The sequence below is a fragment of the Methylotuvimicrobium buryatense genome, assembly GCF_005931095.1.
Lineage (GTDB): Bacteria > Pseudomonadota > Gammaproteobacteria > Methylococcales > Methylomonadaceae > Methylotuvimicrobium > Methylotuvimicrobium buryatense.
In genome coordinates this window covers 4,562,210-4,579,804 of record NZ_CP035467.1, presented here as the reverse complement: position 1 = coordinate 4,579,804, position 17,595 = coordinate 4,562,210, and the positions used below count along the sequence as shown (strand labels likewise).

The 17,595-nt window shown below is 48.9% G+C and carries 18 protein-coding genes and 1 CRISPR repeat array; of the genes, 11 read left to right on the top strand and 7 right to left on the bottom strand.

The genetic code is table 11. From position 1 onward, the window contains the following. Positions 1-3: 3 nt before the first annotated feature. From cas7e to cas2e, 10 genes are all read left to right on the top strand, one after another. Positions 4-1,077 carry a type I-E CRISPR-associated protein Cas7/Cse4/CasC gene (gene cas7e / locus EQU24_RS20295; protein WP_026130290.1) on the top strand — a complete coding sequence of 358 codons (1,074 nt, stop codon included), beginning with the start codon at positions 4-6 and terminating at the stop codon, positions 1,075-1,077. Next, positions 1,067-1,753, top strand: coding sequence for a type I-E CRISPR-associated protein Cas5/CasD (gene cas5e / locus EQU24_RS20290; protein ID WP_017841809.1), 687 nt, complete (start codon positions 1,067-1,069; stop codon positions 1,751-1,753). The genes cas7e and cas5e overlap by 11 nt, the downstream gene beginning before the upstream one ends. Positions 1,754-1,843: 90 nt before the next feature. Continuing rightward, complete coding sequence (locus tag EQU24_RS20285; RefSeq protein WP_017841810.1) at positions 1,844-2,110, top strand: hypothetical protein; 267 nt, start codon at positions 1,844-1,846, stop codon at positions 2,108-2,110. Between the two features lie 165 nt (positions 2,111-2,275). After that, positions 2,276-2,533, top strand: coding sequence for a ribbon-helix-helix protein, CopG family (locus EQU24_RS20280; protein ID WP_017841811.1), 258 nt, complete (start codon positions 2,276-2,278; stop codon positions 2,531-2,533). Then, positions 2,511-2,681, top strand: a complete 171-nt coding sequence (locus EQU24_RS23125) for a type II toxin-antitoxin system VapC family toxin (protein WP_017841812.1) — start codon at positions 2,511-2,513, stop codon at positions 2,679-2,681. Before EQU24_RS20280 ends, EQU24_RS23125 begins: the two co-directional genes overlap by 23 nt. 93 nt (positions 2,682-2,774) lie before the next feature. Next, positions 2,775-2,942, top strand: a complete 168-nt coding sequence (locus EQU24_RS23120) for a PIN domain-containing protein (protein WP_017841813.1) — start codon at positions 2,775-2,777, stop codon at positions 2,940-2,942. A gap of 132 nt (positions 2,943-3,074) precedes the next feature. Beyond that, positions 3,075-3,509 (top strand): type II toxin-antitoxin system Phd/YefM family antitoxin, encoded by a 435-nt coding sequence (locus EQU24_RS22795; RefSeq protein ID WP_017841814.1) that lies wholly within the window; start codon positions 3,075-3,077, stop codon positions 3,507-3,509. Then, on the top strand, positions 3,510-3,812 hold the full coding sequence (locus tag EQU24_RS20265; RefSeq protein WP_017841815.1) for a type II toxin-antitoxin system RelE/ParE family toxin: 303 nt from the start codon (positions 3,510-3,512) through the stop codon (positions 3,810-3,812). Between the two features lie 3 nt (positions 3,813-3,815). Then, positions 3,816-4,727 (top strand): type I-E CRISPR-associated endonuclease Cas1e, encoded by a 912-nt coding sequence (gene cas1e / locus EQU24_RS20260; RefSeq protein WP_026130292.1) that lies wholly within the window; start codon positions 3,816-3,818, stop codon positions 4,725-4,727. A gap of 131 nt (positions 4,728-4,858) precedes the next feature. Next, a complete protein-coding gene (cas2e, locus tag EQU24_RS20255; RefSeq protein WP_017841817.1) occupies positions 4,859-5,161 on the top strand; it encodes a type I-E CRISPR-associated endoribonuclease Cas2e in 303 nt (100 codons plus the stop codon). 115 nt (positions 5,162-5,276) lie between these two features. After that, a CRISPR array of direct repeats spans positions 5,277-7,993; the repeat unit is 29 nt; unit sequence GCGTTCCCCACACCCGTGGGGATGAACCG. Between the two features lie 110 nt (positions 7,994-8,103). Here the strand turns inward: cas2e and istB are convergent. The 4 genes from istB to EQU24_RS23505 form a co-directional block, all read right to left on the bottom strand. Continuing rightward, positions 8,104-8,850 (bottom strand): IS21-like element helper ATPase IstB, encoded by a 747-nt coding sequence (gene istB / locus EQU24_RS20250; protein ID WP_017841818.1) that lies wholly within the window; start codon positions 8,848-8,850, stop codon positions 8,104-8,106. Next, on the bottom strand, positions 8,837-10,417 hold the full coding sequence (istA, locus tag EQU24_RS20245) for an IS21 family transposase (protein WP_412768469.1): 1,581 nt from the start codon (positions 10,415-10,417) through the stop codon (positions 8,837-8,839). The genes istB and istA overlap by 14 nt, the downstream gene beginning before the upstream one ends. A gap of 443 nt (positions 10,418-10,860) precedes the next feature. Continuing rightward, a complete protein-coding gene (gene tnpC / locus EQU24_RS20240; RefSeq protein ID WP_017841820.1) occupies positions 10,861-12,432 on the bottom strand; it encodes an IS66 family transposase in 1,572 nt (523 codons plus the stop codon). Between the two features lie 188 nt (positions 12,433-12,620). Further along, on the bottom strand, positions 12,621-12,899 hold the full coding sequence (locus tag EQU24_RS23505; RefSeq protein ID WP_201764871.1) for a group II intron maturase-specific domain-containing protein: 279 nt from the start codon (positions 12,897-12,899) through the stop codon (positions 12,621-12,623). Between the two features lie 109 nt (positions 12,900-13,008). Between EQU24_RS23505 and EQU24_RS20230 the strand changes: the two genes are divergently transcribed. Then, on the top strand, positions 13,009-14,187 hold the full coding sequence (locus EQU24_RS20230; RefSeq protein WP_138767139.1) for an ISAzo13 family transposase: 1,179 nt from the start codon (positions 13,009-13,011) through the stop codon (positions 14,185-14,187). A gap of 132 nt (positions 14,188-14,319) precedes the next feature. Here the strand turns inward: EQU24_RS20230 and EQU24_RS20225 are convergent, their stop codons facing one another. The 3 genes from EQU24_RS20225 to EQU24_RS20215 all read right to left on the bottom strand — a co-directional run bounded on the left by EQU24_RS20225 (position 14,320) and on the right by EQU24_RS20215 (position 17,445). Next, positions 14,320-15,012: a glycosyltransferase family 2 protein gene (locus EQU24_RS20225; RefSeq protein WP_017841822.1), complete on the bottom strand. Its 693-nt coding sequence runs from the start codon at positions 15,010-15,012 to the stop codon at positions 14,320-14,322. A 389-nt stretch (positions 15,013-15,401) separates the two neighbouring features. After that, positions 15,402-16,631, bottom strand: coding sequence for a glycosyltransferase family 4 protein (locus EQU24_RS20220; protein ID WP_017841823.1), 1,230 nt, complete (start codon positions 16,629-16,631; stop codon positions 15,402-15,404). Between the two features lie 82 nt (positions 16,632-16,713). After that, positions 16,714-17,445 carry a sulfotransferase gene (locus EQU24_RS20215; protein ID WP_017841824.1) on the bottom strand — a complete coding sequence of 244 codons (732 nt, stop codon included), beginning with the start codon at positions 17,443-17,445 and terminating at the stop codon, positions 16,714-16,716. Between the last annotated feature and the right edge of the window lie 150 nt (positions 17,446-17,595).

Here is a 17,595-nt window from a genome sequence, read left to right as displayed (position 1 = left end):
TCCATGAAACATTTAGAACTACATATTTTACAGTCTGTCCCAGTGACTTGTTTGAACCGTGATGACTTAGGATCACCCAAGACCGCTTTTTTTGGTGGCGTCCAGCGAGCCAGGGTGTCCAGTCAGAGTTGGAAGCGCGCTATTCGGGAATATGCACATGAAATCAGTCCTTATTTTGAAGGAAAAAGGACTCGCTTGATTATCGAGCCATTAGTGAAGCATTTGGAACAATTGGGTAAATCAGAAAGTGAGGCATTAGAGGGCGCTAAATCTATAGCTGCCGAGATAGGTAAATTAGACGCCGATGCCGAAAAAAAGTCTGGCGTTCATCGAGTAAAAACGCTCCATTATACCAGTGATGCCGAACTGAAAGCATTGGCGAAACAATATGTAGAACTGGGCGACGCCTCAAAAGCCGTTAAAAAAGTAGGCATCGGTGTTTTAAAAGATGCTGCTGATATTTCGCTATTTGGCCGTATGGTTGCCAACGATCATTCATTAACCATTGAGGGCGCGGCGATGTTTAATCATCCCATATCTACGCATAAGGTCGATAATGAATTAGACTTTTTTGCTGCGGTGGACGATTGGCAAAAAAAAGGTGAATCAGGTGCTGGGATGACAGGCACATTGGAGTTCAATTCTTCGGTTTACTATCGTTTTGCTGCGGTAAATCTGGGTATGTTAGCCGATAAAGAACATCTTGCTGCTATGACCGTTGACGAAAGGAAAAATGTCGTAACGGCATTCATTCAAGCAACATTGGAAGCGGTGCCAGGGATGACGGAATCAAATTCCGGTCGCAAAAATTCGATGAATGGGTATACCCGGCCGGCCTATGTGTTAGGCCTTGTCCGAGATAAAGGCCATCCGGTGCAATTGGTCAATGCCTTTGAGCAACCGGTTTGGAATGCTTCGGGAAAGGGTATTATGCCAGCGTCTGTATCTAAGCTAAAAGAGGAAGAAGAACATTTGAACAAAACGTGGAAGCTGGATCGACACCAAGTCGCTAGAGCGGTGATACCGGAATCGAACATTGATGAATTCATTGCCGAACTGGTGCAGCATGTCGAGTAAAAAAGTCATCGCATTACGCCTTAGCGGCCCCATGCAAGCATGGGGCTATAACAGCGAATATACTTATCGAAACTCGGGGTTGTTTCCCACTAAAAGCGCTGTCTTAGGAATCTGTTGTGCCGCCATGGGATTTTCGAGAGGTTCTGAGCAGGAAAAACAATTTTTGGGCAACTTATCCGGCTGCTTGATGACGGCGATTGCATTGCCTCGCAAACGTTTTTCCGGTGAAAAATCGTGGATGATCAATGTTCGTCGGATTGAGGATTTTCATACCGTAGAGCACACGAAAACAGCGTCCGGAACTATTAGCAAAAACGCCGTTATGACTTATCGACAATATCTGTGTGATGCTGACTTTGTTGTGTTGCTATCAGAAATTGAAAGCTCCATCGCGGATCAATTGGAAGACAAACTTCTTGATCCCGAATGGGGGATGTGGCTAGGACGCAAGTCCTGTATTCCCAGTGCCCCGATTTTTGCCGGGAAGTATGAAATGATCGAAGCGGCAAATGACAAATTACTCGGCGGCAAAGAACTTAAATCTTTCACCTATCAGAAAGAAGTTTTGTCTTTTTCTGATGGTACAGACTCTTTAATGGATGCTCCGCTCGATTTCGCAATCGATAGGCGTGTTAAAAGTCAACGTCGAGTGGTAATTCACGAAGCAGAAATTTAGCGCTAACGTCAACATGTAGTTCAAACCAATCATTCAAGTTTAGAGTTTGATGATATAGCCAGCACGGCATGCCGAATGTAGGAGGCGAATATGAAAATCAATGCCGAATTAGACGGGCAAAGTGAACAAGACTTACTTTTTATCCAGGAGCAAACCGGCGAAACCATACCCCGGATTATCAAGGAACTGCTGGCGGAAAAAGCCGAGTCGTTAAGGCAAAAAACTCACTCCGGCGCCAAGATGAAGGCTTTGTTGGAAAGCAATTTTGTCAGGTGCGCCGAAGGGCCGGAAGACTTGTCGGAAGTCTATAAAGACTATCTTTATAACGGTTTGAAGGAAAAGCATGGTATTGATTGATACCGGTTATTGGCGTGCATTAGGCAACCCTAAAGACAAATTCCATACCGGCTGTTGCCCGATTTCTGATGCTTCGCCCGCACATATCCATCGGTTGCGGCTTGTTTTCTGTTGCCGGGCTTAGTGTTATAGTCGTTCGGCAATGAGTCGGACAGGAGATTTGAAATGCGTATTACCGCTCGAATTGACGAAGATTACGAACAGAAACTTAAAACCATAAAACGGAAAACGAATCTGAATACGACGGAAATCATCAAAATTGCGTTGGATTTACTTTATGAAAAAACGGAATTATCGGCCAAAGAAAAAAACCGGATGCTAATCGATAAGTTGGCAGGCATAGGCCATGGGCCAAGCGATGGTTCGGTCAGGTATAAAGAATATGTCGCAGAGTACATCGATGAAAAACTGGGTCATCGCTGATACCGGTTTTTGGTATGCGTTGCTCAACAAGGATGATGTATATCATCATAAAGCCGTTGATATGCTTAGCTGGATTGATGCAGGATTGATTTCGACATGGCCTGTCATAACGGAAACTTGCTATTTTTTGCAATCGAGATTGGGGTAAAATCAAGCTTGTGCATTTCTCTCGACATACGATGAAGGCTTGTTCGACATTTACGATCTGCATCCCTCACACTTAAAACGGATAACAGAGTTAATGCAAAAATACGCCGACTTGCCGATGGATTTAGCCGACGCCTCGTTGGTGATTTTGGCTGAGGAGTTGGGTCACGGACGCATTCTTTCCACCGATATGCGAGACTTTCAAGCCTACCGTTGGAAAACTCACAAACCTTTTCAAAACCTACTGTTGCCCGATTCCTGATGTTTTCGCAAGCCCGCGTGAAATTGATGTAACACATTGTTGCCCGTATTCACGACAATGATTGGGCGCAAGCTGAAAAGTCGCTGTAGTGTGAGGCACGACGCTGCCTTGTATCAACCAACTGTTGCGAGAATGAAATACATTCGCAAGGCTACGCCAGCGCCGCGGATTGATATGAACTCTTCAGTCCGGCTATCCGAGCCGACCTTGTCCGATTTACTGTCGATCTTCGTAGAATTAAACAGCACCAGTAAACAGGTGCTAAAATCCGGTCTTAAAATCAGTAAGGATGAGCAGATGCAAACTAAATTTTCCGAAGATGTTATTTCGCTAAGCGATTTAAAGATAAATCCGGCTAAGGTGATTAATCAAGTAAAAGACACCCATCGGCCTATATTGTTAACCAGCCGGGGCCGTGGAGTCGCAGTGGTGCAAAATTTGGATGATTACGAAAAAGATCAAGAAGAGCGTGCCTTTATGAAAGCCGTCGCCCAGGGCTTGATGGATGTGAAAAATGGCCGAGTCATGGAGTTGGCGGAAGTCAAAACCAAGTTAGCTATTGACTAAATGAAACTACTGTTTGCCGATTCAGCCATTAACGATCTTATGGACATCAAAACCTACTATCGGGAGCAGGGGATCGAGCACATCGGCGATAAGTTTGTTTCTGGGATCATTGCCCATCTTGAAATCCTGATCAAACATCCCGAGATTGGCAGGATCGTGCCGGAATTTGCCGAGCCCAAAATTCGCGAACTTATCCACCCGCCTTTTCGAGTTGTTTATTGGTTGGACAATCCGCAAATCCATGTCGTTAGGGTTTGGCGGAGCGAACGATTGTTGCAACTTCCTGATCTAAACCAATCCTAGCCTATGCTTCCACCTTTAAAACCCATCGCCATGAAAGAACGCGTATCTATGGTCTTCATCCAGAAAGGCCAAATCGATGTCAAGGACGGCGCCTTCGTCGTCATCGACGAAACCGGTATCCGTACCCATATCCCGGTCGGCAGCATTGCCTGTATCATGCTGGAACCGGGCACTCGGATTTCGCATCATGCCGCAGCATTGGCCGCTAGAGCCGGGACCTTGCTGGTCTGGGTCGGCGATGCGGGCGTTCGGCTTTATGCTTCCGGGCAGCCGGGCGGCGCAAGGTCCGACCGATTGTTGTATCAGGCCAAGCTGGCATTGGACGACGCCGCTCGCTTGAAAGTCGTCCGCAAAATGTATGAAATCCGTTTCGGCGAAAAACCGCCCGAGCGCCGTAGCGTCGAGCAATTACGCGGGATCGAGGGCGCCCGAGTCAAAAAAACATATCAACTGTTGGCCAAACAGGTCGGCGTCGAATGGAAGGGCCGCAAATACGATCCGTCGCAATGGGACAAAAGCGACATGCCGAACCGCTGCATCAGCTCGGCAACGGCCTGCCTATACGGCATCTGCGAAGCGGCGGTATTGGCCGCCGGCTACGCGCCTGCGATCGGCTTCATTCATACCGGCAAGCCGCTGTCGTTCGTTTACGATATCGCCGACCTGTTCAAATTCGACGATATCATTCCGCACGCTTTCAAAATCGCCGCGAAAAATTATCCCGATCCGGAGCGCGAGGTGCGCCTGATGTGCCGGGATATCTTTCGGCAAACCAAAATCCTGAAAAAAATCATCCCGACGATCGAAGATGTCCTTGCCGCCGGCGAGCTGGAAATTCCGAAGCCGGCCGAAGAAAACATCGAGCCGGCGATACCGAACCCGGAAAACATCGGCGACGTAGGGCACCGAAGTTAGCGCTAAACCATTCGCAATTCGAATTTCGGAGCATTCGTGTCAAATCCCTCCCGGAAAGTGCCGGGATAAGGGATCAAAAAACGAAATTAGAAGCGCGATAACAATATTTACTCACCACTCATCGAATCATCATGTTAGTCATAGTCGTTGAAAATGTACCGCCGAGACTGCGAGGTCGTTTAGCCGTTTGGCTCATCGAAATCCGAGCAGGCGTTTATGTCGGCGACTTATCGGTCAAAGTCCGCGAAATGATTTGGCAGCAAATCGAGGCCGGCATCGAAGACGGCAACGCCGTGATGGTTTGGTCGACCAACACCGAGTCCGGTTTCGATTTCATGACGTTAGGCAAAAACCGGCGTCTGCCGGTCGAGCTAGACGGTCTGAAACTCGTGTCTTTTTATCCTCTTGAAGACGATGAAGCCAAAGCTCTTTAGCGTTCCCCGCACCGGTGGGGATGAACCGCTCTTTAACAATCCGGAAATACCGAAAATAATCGGTAGAAATTTGCAGGTTGATTTTCTGTTTATCTAACAATCGGTTAAGATAAGTGCGTTCCCCACACCCGTGGGGATGAACCGTCATAGGGTCGGAACACCTACGGAGTACAAAGGCGTTCCCCACACCCGTGGGGATGAACCGGAAATTTAAACCCACCTATCCCACCCTCGACCGCGTTCCCCACACCCGTGGGGATGAACCGAAATGTTCGCGAGTTTCGTAATCTGGTATTCAGCGTTCCCCACACCCGTGGGGATGAACCGTTAATCCGGATGGTACAACTACAATCTCAGAAGCGTTCCCCACACCCGTGGGGATGAACCGTCGTCGAGATAGAAAAGCGCGTATTAACACCAGCGTTCCCCACACCCGTGGGGATGAACCGCTTGCTGAGTTAATAGGGGTAAAACCGGAAGAGCGTTCCCCACACCCGTGGGGATGAACCGACTACTATTGCATAGAAGATGATTGCTTTGTAGCGTTCCCCACACCCGTGGGGATGAACCTGGTTGCCGATCAATTTATTCAATCGTTGAATCGCGTTCCCCACACCCGTGGGGATGAACCGTGATTGTCTGGATACGGGCTAATCGTCCTGAAGCGTTCCCCACACCCGTGGGGATGAACCGCCAAGGTGGAAAAATTGCAGATGCACAATGCTGCGTTCCCCACACCCGTGGGGATGAACCGTCTCATCGTGATCGCCTTCGAGATGATGCCAAGCGTTCCCCACACCCGTGGGGATGAACCGCACTGACACGATGGGGATTAAAACCGGTTTGTCGCGTTCCCCACACCCGTGGGGATGAACCGGCGAGGTTGATCTAGGTGAAATCGGCTTAATCGCGTTCCCCACACCCGTGGGGATGAACCGCATTCCTGGAGAGGAAGCGGAAGTCAGTAGAGGCGTTCCCCACACCCGTGGGGATGAACCGATTAATTAAATCGGATAAACGCCGATTATCAGGCGTTCCCCACACCCGTGGGGATGAACCGCGTTAGTTTGATTTTATTTTAAAGCGGTGCTTGCGTTCCCCACACCCGTGGGGATGAACCCAGCTATCTCGACAACACCCCGCCCAAAGCCCGGCGTTCCCCACACCCGTGGGGATGAACCGTTCGGCGTAACTCACGCCACGGCGCCATGCCGCGCGTTCCCCACACCCGTGGGGATGAACCGACTATTTTCAAAGTCTCTGGGATTCCTACTCCGCGTTCCCCACACCCGTGGGGATGAACCGACCTGATTGCGATGTATTGGGCGGCATTGGAGGCGTTCCCCACACCCGTGGGGATGAACCGGTGTGGCTGTACATTTAGCAGTAGATTTTCAAGCGTTCCCCACACCCGTGGGGATGAACCGTCTTCAATTGACACCAACAATAGATTGTTAAAGCGTTCCCCACACCCGTGGGGATGAACCGGAATTCTCGATGCGATCGCGCTGATCCTCAACGCGTTCCCCACACCCGTGGGGATGAACCTCTAGCTTTTGTGCTATCGCCTCATCCTCTGTTGCGTTCCCCACACCCGTGGGGATGAACCGCTCTCGGCCCTGCCGACTACAGCTTACCCGACGCGTTCCCCACACCCGTGGGGATGAACCGTCAGCGCAAACAGCCCGCCGGAGCCTATCCGGGCGTTCCCCACACCCGTGGGGATGAACCGTGGCTATCGGTGCCATCACGACCGGCAAAAAAGCGTTCCCCACACCCGTGGGGATGAACCGACCTGAATAAAAAATACCCGGCGACCGAGGAGGCGTTCCCCACACCCGTGGGGATGAACCGTCATTCTGGACGCGGTGGCCGGGCAGGTTGGCGCGTTCCCCACACCCGTGGGGATGAACCGCCGCCAGTTTTTTTGTTTTTGGGGTTGGTTTTGCGTTCCCCACACCCGTGGGGATGAACCGTTAAATTTGCTGCTCATGATTTCATCGAGCAAGCGTTCCCCACACCCGTGGGGATGAACCGCGATCCAGGACAAATCTATTTGAATGTTCATTGCGTTCCCCACACCCGTGGGGATGAACCGTAATACGATTCTTGCCCCGCTTTAAACGACATGCGCGTTCCCCACACCCGTGGGGATGAACCGTTTTCGACCACTCAGGCAATGGGGCTTCTCAAGCGTTCCCCACACCCGTGGGGATGAACCGTGATCGAGCAGGCGTTTAAAAATTTGGGCGTGGCGTTCCCCACACCCGTGGGGATGAACCGCGTGACCCCGTATTCTTTGTATTTCTGCTTTAGCGTTCCCCACACCCGTGGGGATGAACCGTTTACGAATCATTACCGACGGTTCACCAGATCGCGTTCCCCACACCCGTGGGGATGAACCGACGAAACGATTCGATCTTTTCGGGGAAATGCAGCGTTCCCCACACCCGTGGGGATGAACCGTCTATCCCGGCGTTCAAGTGATGATCGGGACCGCGTTCCCCACACCCGTGGGGATGAACCGATAACAATAAATGTAACATTACTATCCTTACTGCGTTCCCCACACCCGTGGGGATGAACCGAAAAAAAGCGCGGCGAACTTAAACCGCGCGAGGCGTTCCCCACACCCGTGGGGATGAACCGACATCATCACGGTTGAGGGGATCGAGTGGAGCGCGTTCCCCACACCCGTGGGGATGAACCGCCGGGTGAACGCTATGTAATCGGTGCTGACGTGCGTTCCCCACACCCGTGGGGATGAACCGTTTCTTTATGCGTTTCAGTAAAATCAGGAATTGCGTTCCCCACACCCGTGGGGATGAACCGCTATTGCTGCACGTCAAAAACAATTAGCCGAAGCGTTCCCCACACCCGTTGTCAATGGCCAACAGAATTGAGCCAGTTTTGGCCATTTAAATTGAGCCACTTTTCCAGGGTTACGATGCTTGATTTAGCTTTGATTTGAGTCGATAACTTTCCCCTCCTAGCATAAAAATGTGTGAATGATGGATGATGCGGTCGACGATGGGTACGGCAACGTTGTCATCGATAAAAAACTCGCCCCAGTTGGTGAATTCCTTGTTGGTGGTCAGGATCACCGAGCGGTATTCGTACAGCGCGTTGATGAGTTGAAACAGGTTGTGCATGCCTTGTTTGTTCATCGGCAGGTAACCCAGTTCGTCGATGATCAGTACATCGAATTTGAGCAGTTGGTTGATTTTCTTTTTCAACTCGCCTTTGAGTTCGGCCAGTTCCAAGGCCTCCATCAAGCCTAGCGCGGTGTTGAAGCTGACCTTATAACCGGCATCGATGGCTTTCAGGCCGATGCCGATGGCCAGGTGGGTCTTGCCGACCCCGGGCGGTCCGATGAAGACCACATTGTCCCGATTGTCGATAAAGCCGAAGTCGAGCAAACTGTTGACTTCCCGTTTACTGATGGTGGTCTGAAAGCGATAATCGAACTCTTCCAGGCTTTTGAGCAAAGGAAAGCCAGCGCGTTTGCGGTTTTGCTCGATGCGCTTGGCGTTGCGCTGGCGCTGTTCGTGTTCAACCAAGCTTTCGGCAAACTGCAGGTAGGAGCTTTCATGGGTCTCGGCCTGGCTAAGCAAGGTCGGCAAGTGCTCTGCAATTGCCGTCAGGCACAAGCCGCGGTATTGCCGGGCGACCTGATCAATGGACGGCATGGCGCTCTCCTTGGCCAGCCGAGTGGCCATTCAGGGCACGATAACGGGCCAGCGGGCGTTCTTGCTTGATGGCTGCAGTGGGCGGCTCTGATGGCTGAATCGATAGGGAGTCCTGCTCCACCGACTGGACGTCGCTGTCGCCCGAGCGTCCCGCAGACTGCCGCCATGCGTCCAGCCGTTCTTTCAGGCCGCTGGCCGTTAACCGAGGCGTGTCGATCAGCCGTGTCAGCACCGCTTCGGGAATCGCACCCTGCCGGTTGATCTGCTCGGTTAGCACCTGCTTGGCACCGGCCAGCTGGTCTTTGTAGATTTTCGGCGAGCTGGCTTTCAACAGGGCACATAGCTGAGTCACGACCGCCGGAGACGGCAGCAGTTCATGCAAGTCCTTTTCAAGCGTTTCGATGCGTAGCGACATATCCCGGTAATGATGCCGGTTCTTAATAATTTGCCCCTTTTCTAGACACACAGCATGTTCGGCGATCACTTTGTGAGTACTGAGATTGCTGATCTGGATGACGCCGTTAGCTTCATGCACGGCGACACGGGCGCATTGATACGCCATCGGTACCGGGTATTTATTGGATTGCCAGGCGATCAAGCCGGTTTTATCCGCCTTGCGGGTGATGCGGGCCTGGCTGGCGGTAGCGTCAACACAAGACGGCGTCAGGTAAGCCCGCATATGGCCTTGCTCGTTGGCCGCGTAATGTATCGCCGGTTGTTGGCCGGTGGTGCCGTGTCGCCGTTGATTGGCTATCCCGTCGAGCCAGTCGGTCATATGGGCCTTCAAAGCATCCCAGTCGGTAAAAGTCTCGCCATACAAGGCATTTTGTTTGACGTATTTGACCCCGGCCTCGACCTTGCCTTTGCTTTCCGGATCATAACCTTCACAAGCCCGAATCGTGAAGCCCGCTGCCGTGGCGTACTGATGGAAGCGCTGGTTCAAGCGCAACTCGCGAAACACTTCGCTAATGACCACCAGCTTGGTCTGATCGTACACGCACTCTTGCGGTATGCCGCCGAAATAGCGAAATGCCGCATCGTGCTGGCGAATCAGCGTTTCGGTATCAATAGGCTTGGCACAGATCGAAACATGCATCAGACGCGAATACGACAGCACAAACACCATGAAATATACCGTCGTCGCCACGCCGCCAATCATCACATCGCGCAGTTCGCCGCCATCGACCTGGCATTGTTCGCCCGGCACCATGTCCAATACCGGCTCATAATAACGCGCCTGCTTAAAGCTAATCTCTTGCTTGAGAGCCTGTATATAACGCCGTACCGAACGGTCGGAAACGGCCAAATCGTCCACTTTGGCCTTCAGTTTGCGCAGCACTTTGACCGCTGACAAGCCCGGATAGGTTTGCAGCAACTGAATAATGTAGTCGCGGTAATCGTCCAGCTTCTTACCTCGGGCTATCTCTTCCTGCAGGGCACTAATGTCCGCAGCCGACAGCTTCAGGTATTTGCTCACGGTGTTACGGGAAATACCCAATTGACTGGCAATCTGACGCTCGGATAAGCCGTTGCCATCGTTGTATAACGCTTTAATCTGATGGATCACAATCCACTCCTTCATGACGCTCCCTGGAAAAAATTCAGGGACTCTGTCAGATTTATTGGTATAAATAAAGTCTGAAAAAGTAGCTCAAAATTGTTGGCCATTTCTGGCTCAGTTTAATTGGCCATTAACAAAACTACGGGGTTACTATAATTTCTACGGTATTCGAGGGAACAGCAAAAGCTTAAGCAGTTTTGCATATCGAGTAGGGCAACTCTTCTATAAATGGCTGAACAGGCGTAGCCAACGCAAAAGCTATAATGTAGTTGGGTTCAAAGCATTACTTAAAGACTTTGAATTAATCAAACCGAGGATATGCCATGATTTCTAAGAATACTTGTGCGGCGAATATGTGCGAAGTGAGCAGTTCAGAAGAGCCCGGTGCGGTAATTCCGCACGCCGGGATCTGTGAGGGGGCAGTTGGGTAACTGGCTGTTCTACCTTGATCAGGCCACTGGAGGCAATTTTGGAATCGGCCGCCCGGTCCGCTGATGATCAATGACGGCAGCCAAATAAAGCCAAGGGGATTGCTGTCTTTTACGGCAGGTTTCGATCACGCTGATTAAAATGGCGAATACCCGCGAGCCTTGCTCGGTGCGCGTGCCATAGCTGATGCGTCTCAAAATCACCCAATGCCGCAAGGCCCGCTCGGCTTCGTTGTTGGTCAACGGCAAATGATAGGACGCAACGACCTGAAAGATCGCATCCCAATCATTGAGCATTTCACCGGCTAGCTCACGCGTCTTTTTATGCGTTGCTTCGCGCAGGCTTTCGCATAGCGCTCGATAGAGCGCTAGTGATTCTTGAAAGGTTTCCGTCAACGGTTTGTCGGGTGGGTCGACGCGGGCCTCACGAATCGCGTTCATCAGCGTATTCAGCAACGCCAGTGTTTGTTTACCGAACTGGCGGGCCACAGGGTCGAAACTCTCTTCCAGCCCTTGGGCTTTGCGCAGCAGATGCGCCCAGCAGCGCACACGATTCGGGTATCTGCGATAGGCTTGGTAGCCATCGCTCATGAGCCAGCCCAAATAGTCTTCGCCCAAGAGGTTTTCGAGCAATTCGGCACTGCGGTAGGCAATCCAGTAAGCGGTCACGCTATCCGTGCTGAACACCCAGAGCCATAAGAAGGTCGTCAGTTCCATCCAGGACGTTTCATCGACATGCAGTAATTGACTATTGACTACCGCCTCAATGAGTTCGTCTTCGATCGGCATCGCCGCCGCGCCGCTTTCATGCAGGGTGTTGTTGATCGTGCCGACACTGAGACTTAACCCTAACCAATCCTGCAAGAATTCGCGGATGCGCTCACGGGATAGCCGCATGCGATAGGCCAGACACACAATCAAGGCGGCCAAACCCGGCCCGACCAGGCGCCATTCGCTGCACACGACGTTCGGCAAACTGCCGTGGGTCACGTGACGATACGGTTCGTCTCGCGTCACATGGCCGCAGTGACACGTCGCTTCATAATAGCTATGCCGCGTCGTGATTAATCTCAAGCCCGGATCGTTCGCGTCAGCCCAGGTGAGGTCAACGGTATCAAAAGCGGTATACGCTTTTTGCTGACTTGTTGTGAACACAGTACCGCAACACGCGCAAAGCTCGGGACGATGGTCTTGATAGTCGGTCACTGGCAGGACTTGCTGTCTGCCGAAGCCTTGCGCACCAGGCTGCTTACCGGGTTTACGCACATCATCCGAAGCTTGAGACGAGTCGGTTTGAGAATCTTGTTTGGATTCTTTAGCAGGTGGCTCGGGTGAGGTGTTATCTGTTTCCTGGTCCGGCGTGTCTTCGCCAGCGTCTATAGCATCGGTATCACTGGCTGTATCGTTCGCCTTATCCCACGGTGCTTCACTACTGGGTGGCCGGGAGCTATTGCGCGAGTTTTGCTTCAAGCGCTCGCGTGCTTCCTTGAGATCGTTGAGCAAGCGAATCGAAAGGCGACGCAAAGCCTCTTCCGGCAAGTCAAGAAGCTTGTCTTCATCCAGTTGGTTTAGGTCATGATCGCTCAGTTGCATGGCGCACAGAATACGTCTTGGTGGCTAAAAAAATACAGTTTTTTAATGACTGATTGGATGATTTTTGTAGTGATCAAGGTAGAACAGCCAGTTACCCAACTGCCCCCTCACAGATCCCGGCGTGCGGAATTACCGCACCGGGCTCTTCTGAACTGCTCACTTCGCACATATTCGCCGCACAAGTATTCTTAGAAATCATGGCATATCCTCGGTTTGATTAATTCAAAGTCTTTGAGTAATGCTTTGAACCCAACTACATTATAGCTTTTGCGTTGGCTACGCCTGTTCAGCCATTTATAGAAGAGTTGCCCTACTCGATATGCAAAACTGCTTAAGCTTTTGCTGTTCCCTCGAATACCGTAGAAATTATAGTAACCCCGTAGTTTCCTATTTAGCTTGGCAAATAGGATTTTCTTCGGTAATCCACTGTATTTTCGGAACCATTCTTTGAGCTTAGGAATGAGCACGAAATAACTTGAGCAAGTAGTCGTTGCAATGCGGTAAAGTTAACGAACCTAAAACATTACCCCAAAACTTATAGTGAAGCCTGCTTACCCAATAGAAATTGAAAAACAAATGCAAGAAGTGTTCGACCGTCTATCCGAAAAAGATAAGCGTTTGTATGCGGGGGTTGAAGCATTAAAATTTCCTTATGGCGGCATCAGCTATATTGCTCAGCTGTTTTCCTGTTCTCGCAATACCATCCGACGAGGGATAAATGAACTGAAAGAGAAGGCAATTATCCCCAAAAAACGAGATAGAAAAGCGGGCGGAGGTCGAAAACAAACTATTAAAAAACACACGGATATTAATGACGCGTTTCTGTCTATTTTAAAAGAGCATACGGCAGGCGACCCGATGGATGAAACGAAAAAATGGACTAATTTGACGTGTGCCAAAATGGCCTGTCTATTGGCTGAAAAGGGTTTCAAAGTCAGTCGCAATATTGTCAGAAAATTATTAAAAAAGAATGATTATGTGAAGCGTAAGGCCTTGAAAAAGAAAGCGGCTGGCGGGCATGTAAATCGTAATGCGCAATTTGAGAATATCAGTCAATTGAGAGCTTTATATACGGCGGCGGGAAATCCTGTCATCAGCGTGGATACCAAGAAAAAGGAGCTGATTGGTAATCTGTTTCGCGATGGCAAGATCTATACCACTCAAACAGTTGAAGTTTATGATCATGACTTTCCGTCATTAGCCGAAGGCGTTGCCGTACCTCATACGCTTTATGATACTGAGCGCAACGAAGCCTACGTCAACATTGGGACAAGCCGTGACACCAGCGAGTTTTCCTGTGATTCGATTCGTCACTGGTGGTACACCTATGGCAACCTCTACTATCCGCTGGCAACATCCATTTTATTGCTGATGGATGGCGGTGGCAGTAACTCATCCAGACACTATATTTTCAAACAGGATTTGCAGGCATTAGTGGCAGAAATAGGCATTGAAATACGGATAGCGCATTATCCTCCGTACACCTCTAAATGGAATCCCATTGAACACCGGGTATTTCCTCATATTACTCGTGAATTATCCGGCATGATTTTAATCAGCCATGTCTTTATGAAAGAGTTAATTGAAAAGACAACAACAAAAGCGGGATTAAAAGTCTTTGCCTGTATTTTTAACAAGGTTTATGAAACGGGCAGAAAAGTTGTGGAGGGCTTTAAAGAATCCATGCGAATTGTATTTGATAAGCATCTGAGGCAATGGAATTATGTCGCCATACCTGAAGCGGTAAATTTATAAGTTGCTCAAGTTATTTCGTGCTCGTTCCTAAGCAATTTAGATTCCATCAACACTTGTCTTCAGCACTGCACTGCACTGCACTTGAAAGAATTGTGCTAATTCTCTAGGTTTCCACCTTTGCTTCGACACGTCTCAACTCAGAACCCGTTGTGTAGGTTGTATTGATGCGCCCATACGACAGAGCCACTGGGCATGAAGGCGCGACTTGGCCTGCGCGGTATCGATAAAACCGATTCTTTCCGGTATTTGAATAAACGCGCGCAACCAATAATCGAAATCGAAAGCCGTTTTTAAGGTCTCGTCCAACGGGCCGAGTAAGACGGTCAGGCTGCGTTTGAAAAAAACGGTAGGCTGACAAATAAAACACCGATCGGCGAATTCTTCGGCCGGCGTGGAGGGCAAGCGGGTCGGATAAGCCTCGATGAAGCGGCCGTGTTCATCGATGTGTTCGCCGTGGCCGTAGACCATCAGCCACGCCGGTTCGGTAATTAACGCATCGACCGCGCGTTGGATTGCATTCGGCGTATATAAGTCGTCCGAATTCAACCAGCCGATCAGCGTTCCCCGGACGATTTTCAAGGCTTTGTTCAAGGCATCGGCTGGTCCCGTGTCCGGGCCGGAGAACCACTTCAAACGGGGATCTTGGCGGCTTTTTTGACTCAACCAGTCCGGCGTGCCGTCGGTGGAGCCGCCGTCGGCGACGACGATCAATTCCAGATGGCGGTAACTTTGCGACAACACGCTTTCGACCGACTCGGCAATGAAATTTGCCTGATTGAAAGAGGGCATGACGATGGAAACCAGCGGTGGGGTGTTTTGAGGCATGAATCAAAAAATATTGTGCGTCTGGAAAGTAGTTGGCTGTGATTGGTCGAGACTCGGGGGTAATGATCAAACAAGCCTGTTGCCGATAGCTTTCACTTGGTTGCTCAAAAATTGTCCTGATTAGGAAGGGCTTCAGCTTGTCGATGCGAATAATCCGAGCTAGATCCAGTCGTTACTTGTTCCGTAAACCTCCGAATCGGTAATCGTAACAGCCGTTACGACCTCATTGAGAGGCGTTAAGCTGTTTTGTGTGTATGATATCGACGAAAATCGGCAAGCACTAGAGGTCGTGTGGGCGATCAAACAACGGTGTTAAAAATCAAATTTTTCGGCACAATAGAGTGGATGCAAAGACGGGGGGCGCCTACCACAGGATGGCCAACATCCTCTCATTCTTTTCGGGAGTGCAATACAAAACGAACCCAATCGGGTAAACAGACTTGCTCAAGATCATAGTGGTCAATAATCGTCTGCCTAGCCTTAAAGCGCATCTCTCGGTAATCATCAGGATTTTGCAAAACAGCAATAACCGTATCAGCCAACTGCCGCATATTAAAAAAATCCACTAATTGACCATTTATTCCATCCAATACCACTTCTTTTACAGGCGCTGTTTCCGACGCGACTAAAGCACAACCAACAGACATCGCTTCTAGCATCGACCATGACAAAACAAAAGGATAGGTTAAATACACATGGACAGAGGACACTTGTAAAATAGTCAAAAAATCACGATACGAAACCTTTCCCACAAAATGGATCCGCGACAGATCCAATTGATGCCCCAACTCTTTTAAATACAACTCGCGATAATTTTGACCATTCGGTAAACGGCGACCATAACTCACGGCATCTCCCCCAACAATTAAAATTTGAGCTTGAGGGCGCGCCTCTAAAATGGCCGGTAAAGCTCGCATTAAGCAATGAAAGCCTCGATACGGTTCTAAATTACGCGCAACATAAGTGATAATTTCATTATCTCGGGTCAATGTCTTGTTTTGATAACTAAAACAAGCTTCAGGATTGGGAGCCGCTAAACGCGTGTTAATTCCTTCATGAAATACCTTGATCTTACTATGAAACTCAACAGGATACTGTTGTTTTTGCCAATGTGTCGGAGCAATACCTTCATCGGCACTTTCTAAAGATAACAATTGCGTAGTATTTTTCAAGCGAACCAATAAACGCTCGTTTGTCGATATTGGAAACTCAGGATCAAACCCGACATCATGACCATAAGCATGATAATAAAATTCAAAATAATAAATATGCTTCGATTTAGGAAAAATATCTTTTAAAAATAAAGTTTCTCCCCAACCAGGATGAGCAATAATTATATCAGGATAAAATCCTTTGTTTTTCAAGCGTAAAGCGATACCTGCAACAAGCTGTCCACGCTGAGCGGCTATTTCAAAATCGCCTAATACCGATTGATGAAAAAGCTTGGAAAGCTCCAATTGATAACCTAATAAGATAATTCGCTTGTGAATGATTCCCCGCGTGCGAACGTTATTCGTTTCACCAATCGCATAAACTTTATTTTTAGGATCTTCAAGAAGAGCATTCGCTAAATGCCGAAATTGAGCCGGAAAATTCTGGTGAATAAAAAGAAAATTCATTTTATCAAATGACTTTACGCAAGCGCCTATTCAAGCTCTTGGGTTGACGGTAGACTGGCAAAACTTGATATAAAGGCAGAGATTAGCTCATGCAGCCATAGTATTCACTTAAATAGGCTAAATCCCCAGCATCGAAGATATCTAGTCCGAACTTTTTCCAGCGCCCGATAGAGCCCGGATTTTGGATTAAGTCGGCTAATTCATGGGTGTCGATATTTTTTTCATCATGTTTTAAAAATGAACATAAGCGCCGAATAACGACAAGCGGGTTATGACATAATTCATCATAGTCTATAAATAAAATTCGATGACTAAAATCGGGATGTGAAGCAATGTTCATTATTCTTCTATGCACAGCACACCAGTATTTAAGAGAGTACCTTGGCTCAATATGTTCTTGAGGTTCACCTCCTAAAAAAAAACTACCCCATAAACGGGGTTGATTCTGATTATTGCTATGAGCCATATCCAAACCATGGCGAATAACATGAATGTAATGCAACTTAGGTAAAAGTCTAAGTAAACGGTCAATCACAATATGTGTATTAGGCTCTTTCCACGCCCATTTAGACTGACCTGCTAAATCACAGCCCGTTTTCATTTCAGATACAAATTCATCAAGCAGTACCGAAAAGGTTTGATGACTCATATTCAAAATTTCTAAACGTTTAAACTTACTTGTAAATAAAAGGTTATCGTTAGCATGATTTAAATCACTCCCAATGTAGTACCCTAGTTCCATTAGCAAACGAGCCACAACTCTTGTACCGCTACCGCCGATCGCCCCAATGGCTACAGGAGAGACTATTTCCATAATATATACTGAAGGTTACTTTATAAAAATTCAGATGATCAAATTATAGCGAACATGATGAACCTCACCAGAAACAAGTCTTAAAAAATAAGCTCTAATGCGAGTCATAGTACAAGTTTAGATTTCCGCCATCCTTGGCGGATAAAAAGA

Excerpts from the sequence above, each read along its gene's own strand:
- cas7e (WP_026130290.1), top strand. The coding sequence starts at position 4 with ATGAAACATTTAGAACTACATATTTTACAGTCTGTCCCAGTGACTTGT.
- cas5e (WP_017841809.1), top strand. The coding sequence starts at position 1,067 with ATGTCGAGTAAAAAAGTCATCGCATTACGCCTTAGCGGCCCCATGCAA.
- EQU24_RS20285 (WP_017841810.1), top strand. The coding sequence starts at position 1,844 with ATGAAAATCAATGCCGAATTAGACGGGCAAAGTGAACAAGACTTACTT.
- EQU24_RS20280 (WP_017841811.1), top strand. The coding sequence starts at position 2,276 with ATGCGTATTACCGCTCGAATTGACGAAGATTACGAACAGAAACTTAAA.
- EQU24_RS23125 (WP_017841812.1), top strand. The coding sequence starts at position 2,511 with ATGAAAAACTGGGTCATCGCTGATACCGGTTTTTGGTATGCGTTGCTC.
- EQU24_RS23120 (WP_017841813.1), top strand. The coding sequence starts at position 2,775 with ATGCAAAAATACGCCGACTTGCCGATGGATTTAGCCGACGCCTCGTTG.
- EQU24_RS22795 (WP_017841814.1), top strand. The coding sequence starts at position 3,075 with ATGAAATACATTCGCAAGGCTACGCCAGCGCCGCGGATTGATATGAAC.
- EQU24_RS20265 (WP_017841815.1), top strand. The coding sequence starts at position 3,510 with ATGAAACTACTGTTTGCCGATTCAGCCATTAACGATCTTATGGACATC.
- cas1e (WP_026130292.1), top strand. The coding sequence starts at position 3,816 with ATGCTTCCACCTTTAAAACCCATCGCCATGAAAGAACGCGTATCTATG.
- cas2e (WP_017841817.1), top strand. The coding sequence starts at position 4,859 with ATGTTAGTCATAGTCGTTGAAAATGTACCGCCGAGACTGCGAGGTCGT.
- istB (WP_017841818.1), bottom strand. The coding sequence starts at position 8,850 with ATGCCGTCCATTGATCAGGTCGCCCGGCAATACCGCGGCTTGTGCCTG.
- tnpC (WP_017841820.1), bottom strand. The coding sequence starts at position 12,432 with ATGCAACTGAGCGATCATGACCTAAACCAACTGGATGAAGACAAGCTT.
- EQU24_RS20230 (WP_138767139.1), top strand. The coding sequence starts at position 13,009 with ATGCAAGAAGTGTTCGACCGTCTATCCGAAAAAGATAAGCGTTTGTAT.
- EQU24_RS20225 (WP_017841822.1), bottom strand. The coding sequence starts at position 15,012 with ATGCCTCAAAACACCCCACCGCTGGTTTCCATCGTCATGCCCTCTTTC.
- EQU24_RS20220 (WP_017841823.1), bottom strand. The coding sequence starts at position 16,631 with ATGAATTTTCTTTTTATTCACCAGAATTTTCCGGCTCAATTTCGGCAT.
- EQU24_RS20215 (WP_017841824.1), bottom strand. The coding sequence starts at position 17,445 with ATGGAAATAGTCTCTCCTGTAGCCATTGGGGCGATCGGCGGTAGCGGT.